The 15,878-nt window shown below is 66.3% G+C and carries 16 protein-coding genes; 9 read left to right on the top strand and 7 right to left on the bottom strand.

Going from position 1 to position 15,878, the window contains the following annotated elements; translation table 11 throughout:
• Nucleotides 1-421: alpha/beta fold hydrolase (locus AC5Y2L_RS16920; protein ID WP_499936574.1), on the bottom strand; the 421-nt coding region annotated here is incomplete at its 3' end.
• Between the two features lie 382 nt (nt 422-803).
• On the opposite strand from AC5Y2L_RS16920, the gene AC5Y2L_RS16915 reads away from it, so the two are divergent.
• Entirely contained in the window at nt 804-1,832 is a 1,029-nt protein-coding gene (locus AC5Y2L_RS16915; protein ID WP_499936576.1) for an Rv2578c family radical SAM protein, read from the top strand.
• 106 nt (nt 1,833-1,938) lie between these two features.
• Nucleotides 1,939-2,385, top strand: a complete 447-nt coding sequence (locus tag AC5Y2L_RS16910; protein ID WP_499936578.1) for an Rv2576c family protein — start codon at nt 1,939-1,941, stop codon at nt 2,383-2,385.
• Nucleotides 2,386-2,389: 4 nt separating this feature from the next.
• Here the strand turns inward: AC5Y2L_RS16910 and AC5Y2L_RS16905 are convergent, their stop codons facing one another.
• Nucleotides 2,390-2,896, bottom strand: coding sequence for a helix-turn-helix domain-containing protein (locus AC5Y2L_RS16905; protein WP_499936580.1), 507 nt, complete (start codon nt 2,894-2,896; stop codon nt 2,390-2,392).
• A 57-nt stretch (nt 2,897-2,953) separates the two neighbouring features.
• On the opposite strand from AC5Y2L_RS16905, the gene AC5Y2L_RS16900 reads away from it, so the two are divergent.
• Nucleotides 2,954-3,739 carry an aldolase gene (locus AC5Y2L_RS16900; protein WP_499936582.1) on the top strand — a complete coding sequence of 262 codons (786 nt, stop codon included), beginning with the start codon at nt 2,954-2,956 and terminating at the stop codon, nt 3,737-3,739.
• A gap of 12 nt (nt 3,740-3,751) precedes the next feature.
• Nucleotides 3,752-4,624 (top strand): dihydrodipicolinate synthase family protein, encoded by an 873-nt coding sequence (locus tag AC5Y2L_RS16895; RefSeq protein WP_499936584.1) that lies wholly within the window; start codon nt 3,752-3,754, stop codon nt 4,622-4,624.
• 3 nt (nt 4,625-4,627) lie between these two features.
• On the opposite strand, the gene ypfJ is transcribed toward AC5Y2L_RS16895, so the two are convergent.
• Nucleotides 4,628-5,512, bottom strand: a complete 885-nt coding sequence (gene ypfJ / locus AC5Y2L_RS16890; protein ID WP_499936586.1) for a KPN_02809 family neutral zinc metallopeptidase — start codon at nt 5,510-5,512, stop codon at nt 4,628-4,630.
• A gap of 18 nt (nt 5,513-5,530) precedes the next feature.
• A complete protein-coding gene (locus AC5Y2L_RS16885) occupies nt 5,531-6,418 on the bottom strand; it encodes an oxidoreductase (RefSeq protein WP_499936838.1) in 888 nt (295 codons plus the stop codon).
• Nucleotides 6,419-6,467: 49 nt separating this feature from the next.
• Between AC5Y2L_RS16885 and aspS the strand changes: the two genes are divergently transcribed.
• Entirely contained in the window at nt 6,468-8,267 is a 1,800-nt protein-coding gene (gene aspS, locus AC5Y2L_RS16880) for an aspartate--tRNA ligase (RefSeq protein ID WP_499936839.1), read from the top strand.
• Nucleotides 8,268-8,298: 31 nt separating this feature from the next.
• Here aspS and AC5Y2L_RS16875 read toward each other — a convergent pair whose 3' ends face one another.
• Nucleotides 8,299-10,035 (bottom strand): serine/threonine-protein kinase PknH/PknJ, encoded by a 1,737-nt coding sequence (locus tag AC5Y2L_RS16875; RefSeq protein ID WP_499936587.1) that lies wholly within the window; start codon nt 10,033-10,035, stop codon nt 8,299-8,301.
• A 196-nt stretch (nt 10,036-10,231) separates the two neighbouring features.
• Between AC5Y2L_RS16875 and AC5Y2L_RS16870 the strand changes: the two genes are divergently transcribed.
• Nucleotides 10,232-10,666 carry a nitroreductase family deazaflavin-dependent oxidoreductase gene (locus tag AC5Y2L_RS16870; protein WP_499936589.1) on the top strand — a complete coding sequence of 145 codons (435 nt, stop codon included), beginning with the start codon at nt 10,232-10,234 and terminating at the stop codon, nt 10,664-10,666.
• A 225-nt stretch (nt 10,667-10,891) separates the two neighbouring features.
• The gene (locus tag AC5Y2L_RS16865; RefSeq protein ID WP_499936590.1) at nt 10,892-11,956 is read left to right on the top strand and encodes an FUSC family protein; all 1,065 of its coding nucleotides are present in this window, start codon (nt 10,892-10,894) and stop codon (nt 11,954-11,956) included.
• Between the two features lie 9 nt (nt 11,957-11,965).
• On the opposite strand, the gene AC5Y2L_RS16860 is transcribed toward AC5Y2L_RS16865, so the two are convergent.
• Together AC5Y2L_RS16860 and AC5Y2L_RS16855 are read right to left on the bottom strand one after the other, a co-directional pair.
• Complete coding sequence (locus AC5Y2L_RS16860; RefSeq protein WP_499936592.1) at nt 11,966-12,355, bottom strand: MmcQ/YjbR family DNA-binding protein; 390 nt, start codon at nt 12,353-12,355, stop codon at nt 11,966-11,968.
• 95 nt (nt 12,356-12,450) lie between these two features.
• Entirely contained in the window at nt 12,451-13,692 is a 1,242-nt protein-coding gene (locus AC5Y2L_RS16855) for an esterase/lipase family protein (protein WP_499936594.1), read from the bottom strand.
• An 88-nt stretch (nt 13,693-13,780) separates the two neighbouring features.
• On the opposite strand from AC5Y2L_RS16855, the gene AC5Y2L_RS16850 reads away from it, so the two are divergent.
• Nucleotides 13,781-14,713: a transglutaminase family protein gene (locus AC5Y2L_RS16850; protein WP_499936595.1), complete on the top strand. Its 933-nt coding sequence runs from the start codon at nt 13,781-13,783 to the stop codon at nt 14,711-14,713.
• Nucleotides 14,706-15,725 (top strand): zinc-binding metallopeptidase family protein, encoded by a 1,020-nt coding sequence (locus tag AC5Y2L_RS16845; protein WP_499936597.1) that lies wholly within the window; start codon nt 14,706-14,708, stop codon nt 15,723-15,725. Before AC5Y2L_RS16850 ends, AC5Y2L_RS16845 begins: the two co-directional genes overlap by 8 nt.
• Nucleotides 15,726-15,878: the final 153 nt, after the last annotated feature.

The following is a 15,878-nucleotide window of genomic DNA, read 5'->3' as shown; positions in this document are numbered from 1 at the left end:
CGCCCCTTCTCGCGTTGCGCCGTGCGATCGGAGCCCACACTCCTGTCAGGGTCTCCACCAGTGACTTTCCCTCAGGTGGGACGAACGCCGCCGCGAACACCATCTCGCGGACCTTCGACGATCCGAGCTTGGCGGCCACACCGGGAATCGCCAGCCCGGCCATCGAATGACCGACAAGGACCACGTCATCCAATCCGGCGTCCTCGATGTCGTCGACTACCGACTGGACGAAGTCGGCAATGGTGACGGTCAGCAGATCGCCAGGCTTTCCACGTCTGCCAGGCAGGTCGACCGCGAGCACGGTCAGCTTCGGTGCGAGCTGCCGGATCGCGTCGATGGTGAGCTCCCACGAATCGGCGGCGAGTCCGCCTCCATGCACAAGCACCAACGCGGGCAGCGTCTTCAAGTCGGTCGCTGCCATGCAGGGACCCTAACCGCTATCGCATCTTGACGCGCGACGCCTAAGGCCGGCCCGCTTCGTGGCGCGGACGACGTTCCCACGGCCGCGCCGAGTTCGTTCCATAGTCGGCCGGGAGTTCCTCGTTGCAGTGACGCCGCGCCGCAATGCGTCGGGCGCCCTGCACACACATCGCGAGCAGCATGACTATCACCAGGATCGACATCATTGGATTTCTCCATCGGGGATTGCGGGTCAGCGGTGGCCTTACGAGAGAGGTTCGGCCACGGCCCTTTCGGGCTTCTCAATGAATGCTTGGGACCGATCATCGCCGTGATCGACGCGCAGGGGCCACTGCTGCACGGCCTGCTTGACTCTTTATCGAACTATTGTTCGAATAGGAGCTATGCGCTGGTCTGGTCAGACAGTCGCGGTCAACGGGACACCCGTCGACGACGGTTCGCTCCCAGGCCTGCAGCGCATCGGCTTCGTAAGAAGCGTCCGGGTCCCGGAGTTCGACGGCATCACCTTCCACGAAGTGCTGTGCAAGTCGGCGCTCAATAAGGTCCCGAATGCGGCGGCATTGCCCTTCCGGTATACCGTCAACGGCTACCGCGGCTGCTCCCACGGCTGTCGGTATTGCTTCGCCCGTCCGACCCACGAGTACCTGGACTTCAACTGCGGCAACGACTTTGACACTCAAGTGGTGGTCAAGACCAACGTCGCCGAAGTGCTGCGCCGCGAGCTGCACCGCCCGTCCTGGCGGCACGAGACCGTCGCGCTGGGCACCAACACCGATCCCTATCAGCGTGCCGAAGGCCGCTACGCGCTAATGCCTGGCATCATCGCTGCGCTCGCCGAGTCCGGCACGCCCCTGTCGATCCTGACCAAGGGCACCCTGCTGCGACGCGACCTGCCGTTGATCGCCGAAGCGGCCCGACAAGTGCCGGTATCGGTGGCGGTGTCGCTGGCGGTCGGCGATCCGGAGCTGCACCGCGACGTCGAGCCCGGTACCCCGACGCCGCAGGCGCGACTGCGGCTCATCTCCGCGATCCGCGATGCCGGGCTGGGCTGTCACGTGATGGTCGCCCCGGTGCTGCCGTATCTCACCGACTCCACCGAGCACCTCGACTGGCTGCTCGGCCGGATTGCGGCGGCCGGCGCCACCGGCGCCACGGTTTTCGGCCTGCATCTGCGTGGCTCGACGCGCGGCTGGTTCATGTCGTGGCTAGCCACGGCGCATCCCGAGTTGGCCGAGAAGTACCGCGAGCTATACCGCCGCGGCGCCTATCTGCCACCCAGCTATCGCGACCTACTCCGCCGACGGGCCGCACCGCTGCTCGCCAAGCACCGCCTCGGCGGCGAACACCGCCAGCCGGCACCGGCAGTCGAAGCCGCGGTAGCGCCAAAACCCATGCAGCAGACGCTGTTCTGACGCCGCGAGGGTGCGCAAATGTACGCCGAAACCGGCAAAACCTGGCATTTTGTGCACCCCCGCGCCACCCAAAACCCCGGGTAACACATCCGGTAGCGTTTTCGATATGACCAAAGTGCAGAAAGTGACAGGCGGGGTTGCGGCGGCAACCTTCGCCGCCGCTCTTGGAGTCGCCGGAGTCGCGTTCATGCCCGGCACAGCGCATGCGGACAGCCATCAGGTGACCTACACGATCACCAGCACCGGCAATCTGACCGGCAACGTCCGGTACATGAACAGCGATCCGCCGAACCAGGCGGCCTTCAACGCCAATTCGGCACAGTTCATGAACACCGTCCAGACGGCATTTACGCCCGATCAGCCGCTCGTCTACACCGCGACGCTGGCAAACCCGAGCCAATGGGCCTACGTCGCCGCCAGCGGCGGATGTCACTGGCCCGACTGCGGCTCAGGCGCCACCCCCGAATTGCATTGCGAGATCGCCGTGGACGGCCAGGTCGTTGTGACTCAGAGCGCCACCACCGGCGTTACGTGCTCGACCCGACCCTGGTAGTGCGCTAGCGGCAGGCCACCACCACGACTTCGGCGCGTTGCCGGCCGATCGCGCGGATCTTGTGCGGCAGCGATGCGTCGAAGTAGGCGCTGTCACCGGTCCCTAACGTGATCGTCTGGTCGCTGTAGTCAAGCTCCACGGTCCCGGCGTGCACGAAGACGAACTCCTGACCGGGGTGCTCGGGATGCGGGTCGTCCGCCGGGTCACCGGTCGGGCGAACGACGAACGGCGACATGGACTTTCCCAGCATCGTCGATGCCAACGCCCGATATCGGCCGCCACCCGAGCCGGCGCGTTCGACGGCGATCTTGTCCTCGGCGGCCTCGTCGGAGAACAGCCGGCCGACGTCGACGTCGAGTGCCCGCGCGACCTTGAGTGCCACGGCGATCGACGGTGTGTTCTGGCCGCGCTCGATCTTGGACAGGTAGCTCTTGGTCAGCCCGGTCTGCGCGGCGAGCCCGTCCAAGGTGAGGCCGCGTTGCCTGCGGACGGCGCGCAGTAGTGCTGTCACCGGCGGGCCCCTTCCTTCCATGACACAAAGTTTCCTATAGTGCTACTATTGTGTCACATGGCGACCACATTCACCGATTCCAAGTCCGAGTTGATGCGCCGGGCGCAGGAACAGCTCAGCACGCAGACAACAGAATCCCAATTGGCCAAGCGCCAGAAGCTGGCGCTGACCTGCCGAGCGCTGTACGACGCCGGGCATGATTCCGGTCTGGCCGGCCAGATCACCGCCCGCGCGGAAGCCGACGGCACCTATTACACCCAGCGACTGGGCCTCGGGTTCGACGAGATCACCGACGAGAACCTGCTGCTGGTCGACGAGGACCTCAACGTGCTGGACGGAGACGGAATCCCCAACCCCGCCAACCGTTTTCACAGCTGGATCTATCGCGCCCGACCCGACGTGCAGTGCATCGTGCACACCCATCCCTTCCACGTGGCCGCGCTGTCGATGCTGGAAGTTCCGCTGGTCGTCTCGCACATGGACACCACGCCGCTCTACGACGACTGCGCGTTCCTGCCCAAGTGGCCGGGTGTGCCCGTCGGCAACGAGGAAGGGGAGATCATCAGCGCAGCGCTCGGCGACAAGAAGGCGGTCCTGCTGGCCCATCACGGCCAGGTGGTTGCCGGTGCCAGCATCGAGGAGGCCTGCTCACTGGCGATACTGATCGAGCGGGCCGCGAAACTGCAATTGGCCGCGATGGCCGCCGGGACTGTCAAAGAACTGCCAGACGAATTGGCCCGAGAGGCCCACGACTGGACGCTGACCCCCGCGCGCAGCGCAGCCAACTTCGCCTACTACGCCCGCCGCGCCCTTCGCCGCCACCCCGACGCCTTGACCAACTAGAGGAGCCTGTTCGTGACAGAGATCCACGGCATCATTGCGTACCCGGTGACGCCGTTCGCCGCCGACGACACCATCGACACCAAGCGCCTGGCCGCTCTCGTCGAGAAGCTCGTCGACTCAGGAGTGCACGCCATCGCACCGCTCGGCAGCACGGGTGAACTGGCGTACCTGGACGAGGCGGAGTTCGACACCGTGGTCGACACCACCATCGCCACCGTCGACGGCCGGGTGCCGGTCGTCGTCGGCGTGTCAGATGTGACCACTGCCAAGACAATTCGGCGGGCCCGGTATGCCGAGCAGGCCGGTGCCGACGCGGTGATGGTGCTGCCCGTCTCGTATTGGAAACTCACCGAACGTGAGATCGTCCAGCATTACCGCAGCATCGGCGACGCCATCGGTGTTCCGATCATGGCGTACAACAACCCGGCCACCAGCGGCGTGGACATGCCGCCTGAACTGCTGGTCAGCATGTTCGACAGCATCGACAACGTCACCATGGTCAAGGAATCCACCGGCGACCTGTCCCGGATGCAGCGCATCGCCGAGCTCTCCGGCGGCAAGCTGCCGTTCTACAACGGCAGCAATCCACTGGTGCTCGACGCGCTGACGGCGGCCGCCTCCGGATGGTGCACGGCAGCACCCAACCTACGGCCCCAGCCATGCATCGACTTGTACGAGGCGGTGCGTGCGGGCGATCTGGAAAAGGCGCAGGCCCTTTACGACGAACTGAAGCCGTTGCTGGAGTTCATCGTCGCCGGGGGACTGGCCACCACGGTCAAGGCCGGTCTGGATTTGCTTGGTTTCCCGGTGGGAGATCCGCGTGCGCCACTGCTACCGCTCGATGATCAGGGGCGTGCCGAGTTGCAGAGTTTGCTGACGGCCTGATCCCTACCCGAGGTCGGGGGCGCTGAAGGTGTCGCAGGCGTCCGGCTGACCGGTCTGATAGCCGACGGTGAACCAGTGTTGTCGTTGCGCCGAAGACCCGTGCGTCCACGATTCGGGATTGGTTCTGCCGGTGGTCTCGCGCTGAATGCGGTCGTCGCCCACCGATGCCGCCGCCGACAGCGCGTCAGCGATGTCCTTGTCGCTCAACGGGTTCAGGTACGGAACACCGGTGCTCTCCTGTTTGGTGGTAGACGCATAGTGCGCCCAGATCCCGGCGTAGCAGTCGGCCTGCAACTCGGTGCGCACGCCGTTGCCGCCGGCGCCCTGCGCCCCTTGCTGGGCACGGCCCAGCACATGCAGCAGGTTCTGCACGTGGTGCCCGTATTCATGGGCCACCACATACTCCTGCGCGAACGGCCCACCGCTGGAACCGAATCGGTCCACCAGCTCCTGGAAGAAGTCGGTGTCGAAGTACGCCGTCTGGTCCACCGGACAGTAGAACGGGCCGACCGCCGTGGTGGCCGCGCCGCACCCGGTGTTCACCTGACCGGTGAACAGCCGCACACGCGGGCGGGTGTAGTTGCGCATCAATTGATGCCACACCGCGTCCACCGAATTGCCGGTGGCCACCACGCGGCATTGCACGTATTTATTGGCGTCGGCGCCGGTCTTGCACTGGCTCAAGTCGAATCCGGGAGCCGAGTAGTCGCTGGTGTTCATTCCCTGCTGGTGCACCACCCGTCCGGGATCGACGCCGAGGAACATCGCCAGCAGCACGATCACCAGCCCACCGAGGCCACCGCCGATCGCCATCATCCCGCCACCGCCTCCGCCGCCGGACGACGACGCCGTGCTGGTGTCGATCTGCATACCCTCGTTGAAGGTCATGGCACAGCCTAACTCCGCTCATCCGGGGCCGTCGCTGGCGGCGGCCAGCAGCAGCACGACGACGTCGCTGATCGGCGTGGCAAGCCCGTGGTTGCGCGCCTTGCGGATGATCACGCCGTTGCGGATGTCCCATTCCAGCCGGCGGCCGCTTTCCCGGTCGGCCAGCATCGAGGTGCCCATGTCCTCGGGAACCTGGCGGAACATCTCGACCAGTTCGTCGACCGACTCGTCGGGCAGCCGGGCGCCCTCGGCCTGAGCGACCGCAAGGCATTCGGCGACGTAGCGGCGCGACAGCTCGGCGACGTCGTCGCGGCGGAACATGCCCGACCGTCGTCCGGATAACGCCATGAACCCGGCCAGCGCGTTGACCAGCAACTTGCGCCATGCCGCTGTGATGAAGTCGGGGTCGCACTCGACGTGGCAGCCGGCGCCGCGTAACAGCTCCGCGAGTTCGGCCGCCATGGGTCCGCTGGGCAGCACCAGCCTGGCTTCGCCGCGCAGCCGCACCCACCCGTCGGGCTGGGTTTCGGCCCCGTACCACACGATCCCGGGCACCACCGGCGACGACGGACAGTGCGGCTGCACCTGCTCGACCTGCTCGACGCCGTTCTGCAAGACCGCGACGATGGTGTGCTCGCCGCAGAGCCGGTTCAGCCAGCCGGCGGCATCGTCGTTCTGGGTGGCCTTGACCGCCAGTATCAGCACGTCGACCGGCCCGTCTACCCGGCCCGGATCGGTCTGCACCGGGCCGGGCACCACGATCGGTTCACCGCCGTCGGGCCGCAGTTCGATGCTGTCACGCGGCGTATGACCGCAGATCAGCACCGGATGCCCGGCCTTGTACAACAGGGCGGCGACCGTCGTGCCGACGGCGCCCGGGCCGACGAGTGCGATGTTCGGGGAGATGGGACCGAACCTACCGTGCGCGACGGATGCCTACGGTGTGGCCCTTAAACTGAGCGTTCATTCAAACCCGCCCCAGAAGGAGCTTTTTGTGTTGCGCAGCCACGCCGCTGGTTCGCTACGAACCCACGACGTCGGGCAGCAGGTGACGTTGGCCGGCTGGGTGGCTCACCGGCGCGACCACGGCGGCGTCATCTTCATCGACCTGCGTGATGCCTCCGGCATTGCCCAGGTCGTGTTTCGCGCGCCAGACGTGCTGGCGCAGGCGCACCGGCTGCGCGCCGAATTCTGCATCGCGGTGACCGGCGTGGTCGAGACCCGTCCCGAGGGCAACGCCAACCCCGAGCTACCCACCGGCGAGATCGAGGTCAATGCGTCGGCGCTGACGGTGCTCGGGGAGAGCGCGCCACTGCCGTTTCAGCTGGACGAGCCGGCGGGGGAGGAGTTGCGGCTCAAGTACCGCTATCTCGACTTGCGTCGCGAGGGTCCGGCCGCGGCAATCCGGTTGCGCTCCAAGGTGAATGCCGCCGCGCGTGCCGTGCTGGCCCGACGGGAGTTCGTGGAGATCGAGACCCCGACGATTACCCGCTCGACGCCGGAGGGGGCGCGCGACTTCCTGGTCCCGGCCCGGCTGCGGCCGGGCACGTTCTACGCCCTGCCGCAGAGCCCGCAGCTGTTCAAGCAGTTGCTGATGGTGGCCGGAATGGAGCGCTACTACCAGATCGCCCGCTGCTACCGCGACGAGGATTTCCGCGCCGACCGGCAACCCGAATTCACCCAGCTCGACATGGAGATGAGTTTCGTCGACGCCGAGGACATCATCGCGATCTCCGAAGAGATCCTGACCGCGCTGTGGGCGCTGATCGGCTATGAGATTCCCACGCCGATACCGCGGATCAGCTATGCCGACGCGATGCGGCGGTTCGGCTCCGACAAGCCGGACATGCGGTTCGGGCTGGAACTCGTCGAGTGCACAGAGTTCTTCTCCGGCACCACATTTCGCGTTTTCCAGGCGCCGTATGTCGGTGCGGTCGTCATGCCCGGGGGGGCGTCGCAGCCGCGGCGCACGCTGGACGGCTGGCAGGACTGGGCCAAACAGCGTGGGCATCGCGGGCTGGCCTACGTGCTGGTCGGCGAGGACGGCACGCTGGGCGGCCCGGTGGCCAAGAACCTGAGCGACGCTGAGCGCGACGGCCTGGCCGCGCATGTCGGGGCCCAGCCCGGTGATTGCATCTTCTTCTCGGCGGGCCCGCCGAAGCCGTCGCGGGCGTTGCTGGGGGCAGCCCGCGGCGAGATCGCCAGCCGGCTGGGGCTGATCGACCCGAATGCGTGGGCGTTCGTCTGGGTGGTCGACCCGCCGCTGTTCGAGCCCGCCGATGAAGCGACCGCGGCCGGTGACGTGGCGGTGGGCTCGGGCGCATGGACGGCGGTGCACCACGCGTTTACCGCGCCCAAGCCCGAGTACGAGGACCTGGTGGACAGTGATCCCGGCAGTGTGCTGGCCGACGCGTACGACATTGTCTGCAACGGCCACGAGATCGGCGGCGGTTCGATCCGTATCCACCGCCGCGACGTGCAGGAGCGGGTGTTCGCGGTGATGGGTCTGGATAAGGCCGAGGCGGAGGAGAAGTTCGGGTTTCTGTTGGAGGCGTTCACCTTTGGCGCGCCGCCGCACGGCGGCATCGCGTTCGGCTGGGACCGCATCACGGCGCTGCTGGCCGGGATGGACTCGATTCGCGAGGTGATCGCATTCCCCAAGACCGGCGGCGGCGTCGACCCGCTCACCGACGCGCCGGCGCCTATTACCGCCCAGCAGCGCAAGGAATCCGGAATAGACGCCAAGCCCAAATAGGTTGAGCGAGAACGGCGCTTGCTGAATTGGCCTAAGTGGGTACTTTGGCGGCGATCTGAGTGGCGATGGTGACCCCTTGATCTGTCGTGTTGTGCAGGGTGCAAGCTCCTACGTCGATCACTACATTGTTGCGGGCCGTCAGCGCCCGTTGACAGACCCAAGCCTCCCTGTTGGCTTGCAGGGTTGTCGTTGCGGTGACCGTGCCGTTGGTGGTGGACACCGGCCCTACGTTCCACCGGTTCTGGGGACTCGCGGTGACGTTGGCGATGTAGCTGCGGTTGGCGCACGCCGGCCAGCTCTGCGATGATGCGCGAACAAACTCGGCCGCTGCCTGCGCCGAGGGAAACAACACCACAAACTGCTGAACGTAGTGGAGATGATGCCCCGGCTCCATGAGCAGTTGTCCGCGCACGGCGGTCCATCCGCTCTCGGCGTAGGCCCCTGCCTCTGCTTCGCCGCTGAGAGGCAGGCACTCCGGTGGCATCGTCGTATTGGGACCGATATCCGTCATTGTGTTCCACGTCTGCTTGACGATCATTCCGGCGGCGTCCATCGCGGCGTTCATCTGGTCGGGGCTGAGCAGAAGCCCATCCAGTGCCGCCTCCATGACCAGCGGCGGGGGTGGGAGAGTGGCCGTTGTCGCGCCCGTCGGGGCAGCGGGGGGGCGAGCGGTGGTGGAGGACGGCGAGGTGTTGGGCGACGGTCGTAGTGGGTAGCCCGTGGTGCCGGCGACGGCAAGCAGCGCGACGATCGCAGCGGCGATCAGACTCGGCCGGCGTTGGCGCCACCACGGGGTTGGCACCGCCTGAGGTGCCGGCTGGTCAGTGGGCAGGGGTTGCGAGGCAGCAGGCTCGCCTTGTTGGGCGGCGGCGAGGGTCGGCTCGGCGGTAATACGATCGCCGACCGGTTCGGTCGCTGCGAGGAACGCCGGACTCCGTGCCTGGCGCGCAATGGGGGCGGTGATCGCATCGCGGGCTGCATCGGCCAACTCGATGGTCGTGGCGTAGCGCTCGTCGGGGTCCTTTGCCATGCCGGTCGCGATGACTTCATCGACCCGAGTGGGCACCTCGGGCCGGCTGATAGAGGGCCGTGGCGGCGGCGCATTCAGGTGCGCGGCAACAAGTCGCGCCATCGTGTCACCGCCAAACGGTGGCTCGCCGGCAAGGCACTCGTACAGCACACACGCCAGCGAGTAGATGTCTACGCGGGCATCCTCCTCGCCGTGGCCGTCCAGGCGCTCGGGGGCGATATAGGCGAATGTGCCTATTGTGCTGCCGGTCTTTGTCATTCGCGTGTCGTCAGCGATGCGGGCGATCCCGAAATCAATCAGGTAGGCGAAGTCGCGTTCGTCGAGCAGGATGTTGGAGGGCTTGATGTCGCGGTGAATAAGTCCGATCTCATGGGCGGCGTGGAGGGCTTCGGCGACTTGGCCGATGATGCGCGCCGCACGTACGGGCTCCAGTGGGCCGTCGGCCAGCACACTGGCCAAGTCGCGGCCCTTGATCAGCCGCATGCAGACAAACAGTCGGCCGTCGATCTCGCCGTAGTCGTAAATCGGCACCACGTGCGGCGTTTCCAATCGTGCGGCAGCGTGGGCTTCGCGTCGGAACCGCTGCTGAAACTCCTGGTCCTTCGACAGCTTCGCAGTGAGGACTTTGATTGCCACGACTCGGTCGGTGACAGTGTCGTGGGCGCGCCACACCTCGCCCATGCCGCCCTCGCCGAGCAGCGACAGCAGCCGATAGCGTCCGAATTCCACCTCGTCCATAGGCAGGGCCTTCCGCCATCCCCAGGGGGAGAATGCTACCGACCCCCGCTGGGCGATTGTGTGAATTTGGGATGAGTCGCCTACCGTTCCGAGCGACTAGCGCCCACCGTCTCTCGTAGCGGGTCCGTCCATGCTGATTGGCCGCAGCGCAAAGGACTCCGGAATAGACGCCAAGCCCCGGTAGGTTTGAGCAGGCATGACCCAACAGACCCCTGATACCGAAACGCTGAACGCGTTCAACAACAACATCATCGACGAGTTCCGGGCCAACAACGGCAAAGTCGGCGGCCAGTTCGCCAATGCCGATCTGTTGCTGCTGACCACGACCGGTGCCAAATCCGGCCGGCAGCGGGTAGCGCCGCTAGCCTACTTCCGCATTGACGGCAAGCTGATCATCATCGGATCCTTCGCCGGCGCCGACGTCGATCCGGCCTGGGTGCACAACCTGCGGGCCAACCCGAACGCGCACGTCGAAGTGGGCTCGGACGCGTTCGACGTGACTGCCCGCGAACTGCCGTCCGCCGAGCGCGACGAGCTTTTCGAAAAGGTCGCCGCGGCCGCGCCGGGCTTCGCCGAATACCAGTCGAAGACCAGCCGGGTGATTCCGCTTTTCGAGCTGCAGCCGGCTTAGCGGGCGCCGATCTAGTCACATCTGTCACGCATGTCCCTGGCGGGCCGGGTAGGTGTTTTCTGCAATGTGACATCACCGGTGATATCGCTTTCCAGAGCGACCATATGGCCAGTTCTTGGTACAGGAGTGGCACGTGTGACAAGAGTGCCGGCTGAGCGGGTTAGTCCCCAGACGCTGCAGCCGGCTTAGCGGGCGCCACGCCGCGCGGTGGGGTACGCAAGCCTGATGAGTACCTCGCGGCTGACGCTGCTTTCCGGTGCGGCCGAAGGCGGCCTGGCGGGTCTGCAACGGGTCCGCAGCGTGTGGTGGACGATCCTGCAGACGGCGGTGGCCGCGGGTCTGGCCTGGTACCTCACCCACGATCTGCTTGGTCATCCGCAGCCGTTCTTTGCCCCGGTCGCCGCCGCGGTCTGTCTGTCGGCCAGCAATGTCCTGCGTGCCCAGCGCGCGGTCCAGATGATGGTCGGCGTCGCTCTGGGTATCGGCATCGGGACCGTCGTGCAGAAGGTCATTGGGACCGGCCCCGTCCCCATCGCGGTTACCGCGCTGCTGGCGTTGTGCTCGGCGGTGCTGATCGGGCACGGCTTTATCGGGCAGGGACTGATGTTCGTCAACCAGACCACGGTGTCGGCGGTTTTGGTGCTGGCCTTGTATCGCAGCGGGGTCAGTGGAGAGCGCCTCTACGACGCGCTGATCGGTGGCGGCCTGGCCGTGTTGTTTGCCCTGGTGCTCTTTCCTGCCAACCCGCTGGTCTTGGTCGGTAACGCCCGTGGCGAAGTGCTGAGCGCCCTGCACCAGGTCCTCTGCCGCACAGCGGATTTCGCCGCCGGTCGGAAGAAGGCACCGGCTGACTGGCCGTTGTCGGCGGTCGACCGGGTCCACGAGCAGCTCGGCAACCTCATCCAGGCCCGCACCACGGCCCGGCAGGCGGTGCGGGTGGCGCCGCGCCGGTGGGGGATGCGTCAAGTCGTGTACGCCGCCGATCACCAGGCCCTGTATGCGGCTCTACTGGCGGGTTCGGTAATGCAGCTCGCGCGCGCCGTCGCGCCCGCGCTACACACCCCCGATTGGCTCCCGCAACCGATACACCCGCTGCTCGTCGACCTCGCGCAGGCGACATCGCTCGCCGATTCGGACGCGGCGACGGCGAGCGCACACGTCGACGCCGCGCGCCGTCACGCTACGGCGTTGCAGTCCACAGCCCGGGAGAACACGGAGGTGCTGCTCGCGGGCGTCGTTGAGTCCTGCGTGGACGATTTGCAACGGTTGATCGATCTCAGACCAACATGAGCCAAAGGCCTATGACGACTCCGCGAGAAATTCCTGCACCAGCCGTTTGGGTGCCTGCGTCAGCCAGGCCTCGGTGATCAGCTCCTCTAGCTCGATGATCCCGATCTTCGACAGTTTCACCAGCACCGCCGGATAACCGTCGAAATGCGGAGTGGTGAAATACACGTCCGGCTGGTCGGCGATCAACGCGAACTTCACGCCCTCGTCGGACACCCGGACTCCGAGGATGTCGCCCTCGGGTGGCTGCGATCCGGCGGCGCGCAGGGCTTCCCGGTCGGACTTGCGCAGGGGCCGCTCCCAGGCGACCAGCTTCTTGCCCACCCGCCAGTCATGCGGTGACGGCTCCGCGGTCAGCGGCAGCCGGTCGACGATCCGCGCGACGTCGTTCCAGGTGGCCACGTAATCGATTGTGCTCCCGCCGCCACAGCTATGGCATCTTTCGGCGTAGATCCGGCGCCGAGGCCGGAATGCCCGCCGCCGCTAACGTCGTCGAATTAGCTCGCGGACTCCGGTAACGCCGGCTGCTCAGCCAGCCAGTCCAACAGCTTTTGGTAGATCGACGGATGGTTGAGCAGGTCGAAGTGGTGCAGACCGGTCAAGGTCAGGCCGTGCGCCGACTCGAACGGGATTTTGCGAGACCTGCCGCGCCCGGACGCGCTCGCCGGACGCACGAGGCTGTCGCCGAGGAGTAGGCCGACCGCCCGGGGGGCCGCCGAGGTGGCCACAAAGTGATAGACGGCGTGCGGCAGGAAGGGCACCTCGTGACAGCGGTCCTGCAGGAACTCGTCGGGATCACAGTCGCGCCAGTCCTCGTCGAGCAGCGCCCCGAAGCGCAGGTCCTTGACCCCTGAGCTGCGCCGGTTGAGGAAGTAGGCCAGAGCGCGGGTCTCGGGGAGCTTGGCCAGGGCCCAGGAGGCGACGTTGACGCCCTTTTCCAGATCGGCGCCCAGGTGCGGCGAGCCCAGGCAGATCACATGCCTGACCTTGTCGGTCCAGGGTTGCTCATGCTGCAGTCCGTAATGGCAGGCACTTCGCGCCACGAGGCCGCCCATCGAGTGCCCCACCAGCGCGATTTCCTCCACCGGGACCGGCCACACGGTTTGCAGCCGATGCAGCAGGTCGGCCAGGCTCTGGCCGTTCTGCGAGATGTGGAACCCGGTGTTGTACCGCAGATAAACCGGGGTGAAGCCCAGCTCGTCGCGCAGCCCGCTGCCGTACGGGCGATGCACTTCCCCGGTGCGCGGCCGGCGCCACCACGACCGTTCGGTCAGACACCAGCCGTGCACGAAAACCACGATCCGCCCGGTGGCGTCTGGAAATGCTGCCTTGAGCGACTCGGCGGTCAGGGCGACGGGCTGCCCGTGCCGGCGGATTTCCATCGAGAGCGCGAAGGTGTTTCCGCGGTTGGCCAGCTGATCACCATAGATTCCGTTGAGCGCTGCGACGGCTCCGGCAACCCGCGGGCTGGCCTGAACGGTTGGATCGTCGTCGCTGCTGCATGCCTCGGCGGCCAGCGCGCCCGCGCCGTGCAGCGATCCGCGGATCGCACCGTCCACCAGCCGGTAGGTCAGCGCTGCGGTGGTGTCGTGAATCAGCTGCACGGGCTTGGACACCGGTCCTACCGCGTTGAAAACGCGGCTCGAGATCCCACTGTGCATATCGCGGACCAGCGCGGTGACCACCCGGGTGCCCTCGCCCGCGAGATCGGCCAACGATCGGATTTCGTCTCGTCGCACCTGCCACTCCCTCCCATCGGCGCGCCGTCAACCGACGTTAATGGTTCCCACTTTGTCGCAGTAACCCACAATTCGTCAGAATCTCGGTGTGCCCGACGCCGCGTTCGAGTCCGCCACCCACCGCTACCGCATCACGCACCGCAGCGAATACCGCTACTCCGACGTCGTCACCAGCTCCTATGGCCGGGGGTTTCTCACCCCGCGCGACTCGCTGCGCCAACGTTGCGTCGCGCACCGGCTGGTCGTCGAACCGACTCCGGCCGACAGCTCCACCACCCGCGACGCCTACGACAACATCAGCTCCTATTTCCACGTCACCGAGCCGCATCGCACCCTGACCGTGACCAGCGACTCGATCGTCGACGTGACCCCGCAGATTCCCAGCCGATACGCCAGCGGGCCGGCGCTGCAACCGTGGGAGGACGCCCGGCCCAGCGGCACCCGGGGAGCGCTGGCCACCGACTTCGCGTTGGACCTGAATCCGCCCGAGATCACCGACGAGATACGCGACTACGCGGCCCCCAGCTTCCAGCCCGAACGCCCGTTGGTCGACGTGATGCGCGACCTGGCGGCGCGGATCTTCAACGACTTCACCTACCGGTCCGGGACGACGACGGTCTCGACCCGGGTCAATCAGGTTCTGGCCGCCCGGGAAGGGGTATGTCAAGACTTCGCGAGGCTGGCGATCGCTTGCTTGCGCGCCAACGGCTTGGCGGCCTGCTATGTCTCCGGATACCTGGCCACCGACCCACCCCCCGGAAAGGATCGGATGATCGGCATCGACGCTACCCATGCCTGGGCATCGGTATGGACGCCCCAACAACCCGGCCAGTTCGAGTGGCTGGGGCTTGACCCCACCAACAATCAGTTGGTCGACCAGCGCTACGTCGTGGTCGGTCGCGGCCGCGATTATGCCGACGTGCCCCCGCTGCGCGGCATCATCTACACCAACTCCGAGCACAGCGTGGTCGACGTCGCCGTCGACGTGGTGCCCTTCGAAGGCGATTCGCTCGATGCGTGACTTTCACTGCCCGAACTGCGGTCAGCGCCTGGCCTTCGAAAATTCGGTGTGCCTGTCCTGTGGCAGCGCGCTCGGGTTTTCGCTGGAGCAGATGGCCTTGCTGGTGATCGCCCAGGACGGAAAGACCGACCATGCCGGCGCGGTGCTTGCCGAGGACTATCAGCTGTGCGCCAATCTTCATTTGGCCGAATGTAATTGGCTTGTCCCCACGAGGGGTTCCGGCGGCTTGTGCACGTCGTGTGCGCTGACGCTGGAACGGCCCAACGACGCCGACACCGACGGCCTCGCGGCGTTCGCCCGGGCCGAGGCCGCCAAGCGGCGGCTCATCGCCGAGCTGTATGAGTTGAAGCTACCGATCGTCGGGCGCGACCGGGATCCCGAGCAGGGCTTGGGATTTCGCTTGTTGTCCAGCGCATTCGAGCAGGTGCTGACCGGACACGACAACGGGGTCATCACGCTGGATCTGGCCGAGGGCGACGATGTTCACCGCGAGCAATTGCGCGTCGAGATGGACGAGCCGTACCGGACCCTGCTCGGGCACTTCCGCCACGAGATCGGCCACTACTACTTCTACCGGCTGATCGCTCCGTCGAGTGACTACCTGGCGCGGTTCAAGGAATTGTTCGGCGACCCCGACGCCGACTACCAGGCGGCGCTGGACCGCCATTACAGCCAGGGCGCGCCGCCCGGTTGGCAGGAGAGCTTCGTCTCGTCGTATGCGACCATGCACCCGAGCGAGGATTGGGCCGAGACCTTTGCCCACTATCTGCACATCCGCGACACGATGGACACCGCGGCATGGTGCGGTCTGGCGCCGGCGACGGCGACTTTCGATCGTCCGGCCCTGGGGCCGAGCGCATTTCGGCACATCATCGAGATGTGGCTGCCGTTGTCGTGGTCACTGAACATGGTGAACCGATCGATGGGCCACGACGATTTGTACCCGTTCGTGCTGCCGGTCGCCGTGCTGGACAAGATGAAGTTCATCCACACGGTCATCGCCGAGTTGTAGCGCAGGTAGCGCGAGAACTGAGACGCGCAACGGATGGCGCAGCGCACCAGCAGTCCGTGGGTGATGTCGCGGCGCAGCAGGAAGACGACCACGCTGTTGGTGGGGGCGAATCCGAGCAATGCGGGGCGGCGGTGATGACGTCGGCCGGGGTGA

Source organism: Mycobacterium sp. NGS66, from assembly GCF_059812225.1.
The sequence above is the reverse complement of the archived record's forward strand: the minus strand, read 5'-3'. Positions and strand labels throughout refer to the sequence as shown.

Bases quoted from the DNA above. Each gene is read 5' to 3' on its own strand.
- AC5Y2L_RS16915 (WP_499936576.1), top strand. From the start codon at position 804: ATGCGCTGGTCTGGTCAGACAGTCGCGGTCAACGGGACACCCGTCGAC.
- AC5Y2L_RS16910 (WP_499936578.1), top strand. From the start codon at position 1,939: ATGACCAAAGTGCAGAAAGTGACAGGCGGGGTTGCGGCGGCAACCTTC.
- AC5Y2L_RS16900 (WP_499936582.1), top strand. From the start codon at position 2,954: ATGGCGACCACATTCACCGATTCCAAGTCCGAGTTGATGCGCCGGGCG.
- ypfJ (WP_499936586.1), bottom strand. From the start codon at position 5,512: ATGACCTTCAACGAGGGTATGCAGATCGACACCAGCACGGCGTCGTCG.
- AC5Y2L_RS16875 (WP_499936587.1), bottom strand. From the start codon at position 10,035: ATGGACGAGGTGGAATTCGGACGCTATCGGCTGCTGTCGCTGCTCGGC.
- AC5Y2L_RS16870 (WP_499936589.1), top strand. From the start codon at position 10,232: ATGACCCAACAGACCCCTGATACCGAAACGCTGAACGCGTTCAACAAC.
- AC5Y2L_RS16865 (WP_499936590.1), top strand. From the start codon at position 10,892: ATGAGTACCTCGCGGCTGACGCTGCTTTCCGGTGCGGCCGAAGGCGGC.
- AC5Y2L_RS16845 (WP_499936597.1), top strand. From the start codon at position 14,706: ATGCGTGACTTTCACTGCCCGAACTGCGGTCAGCGCCTGGCCTTCGAA.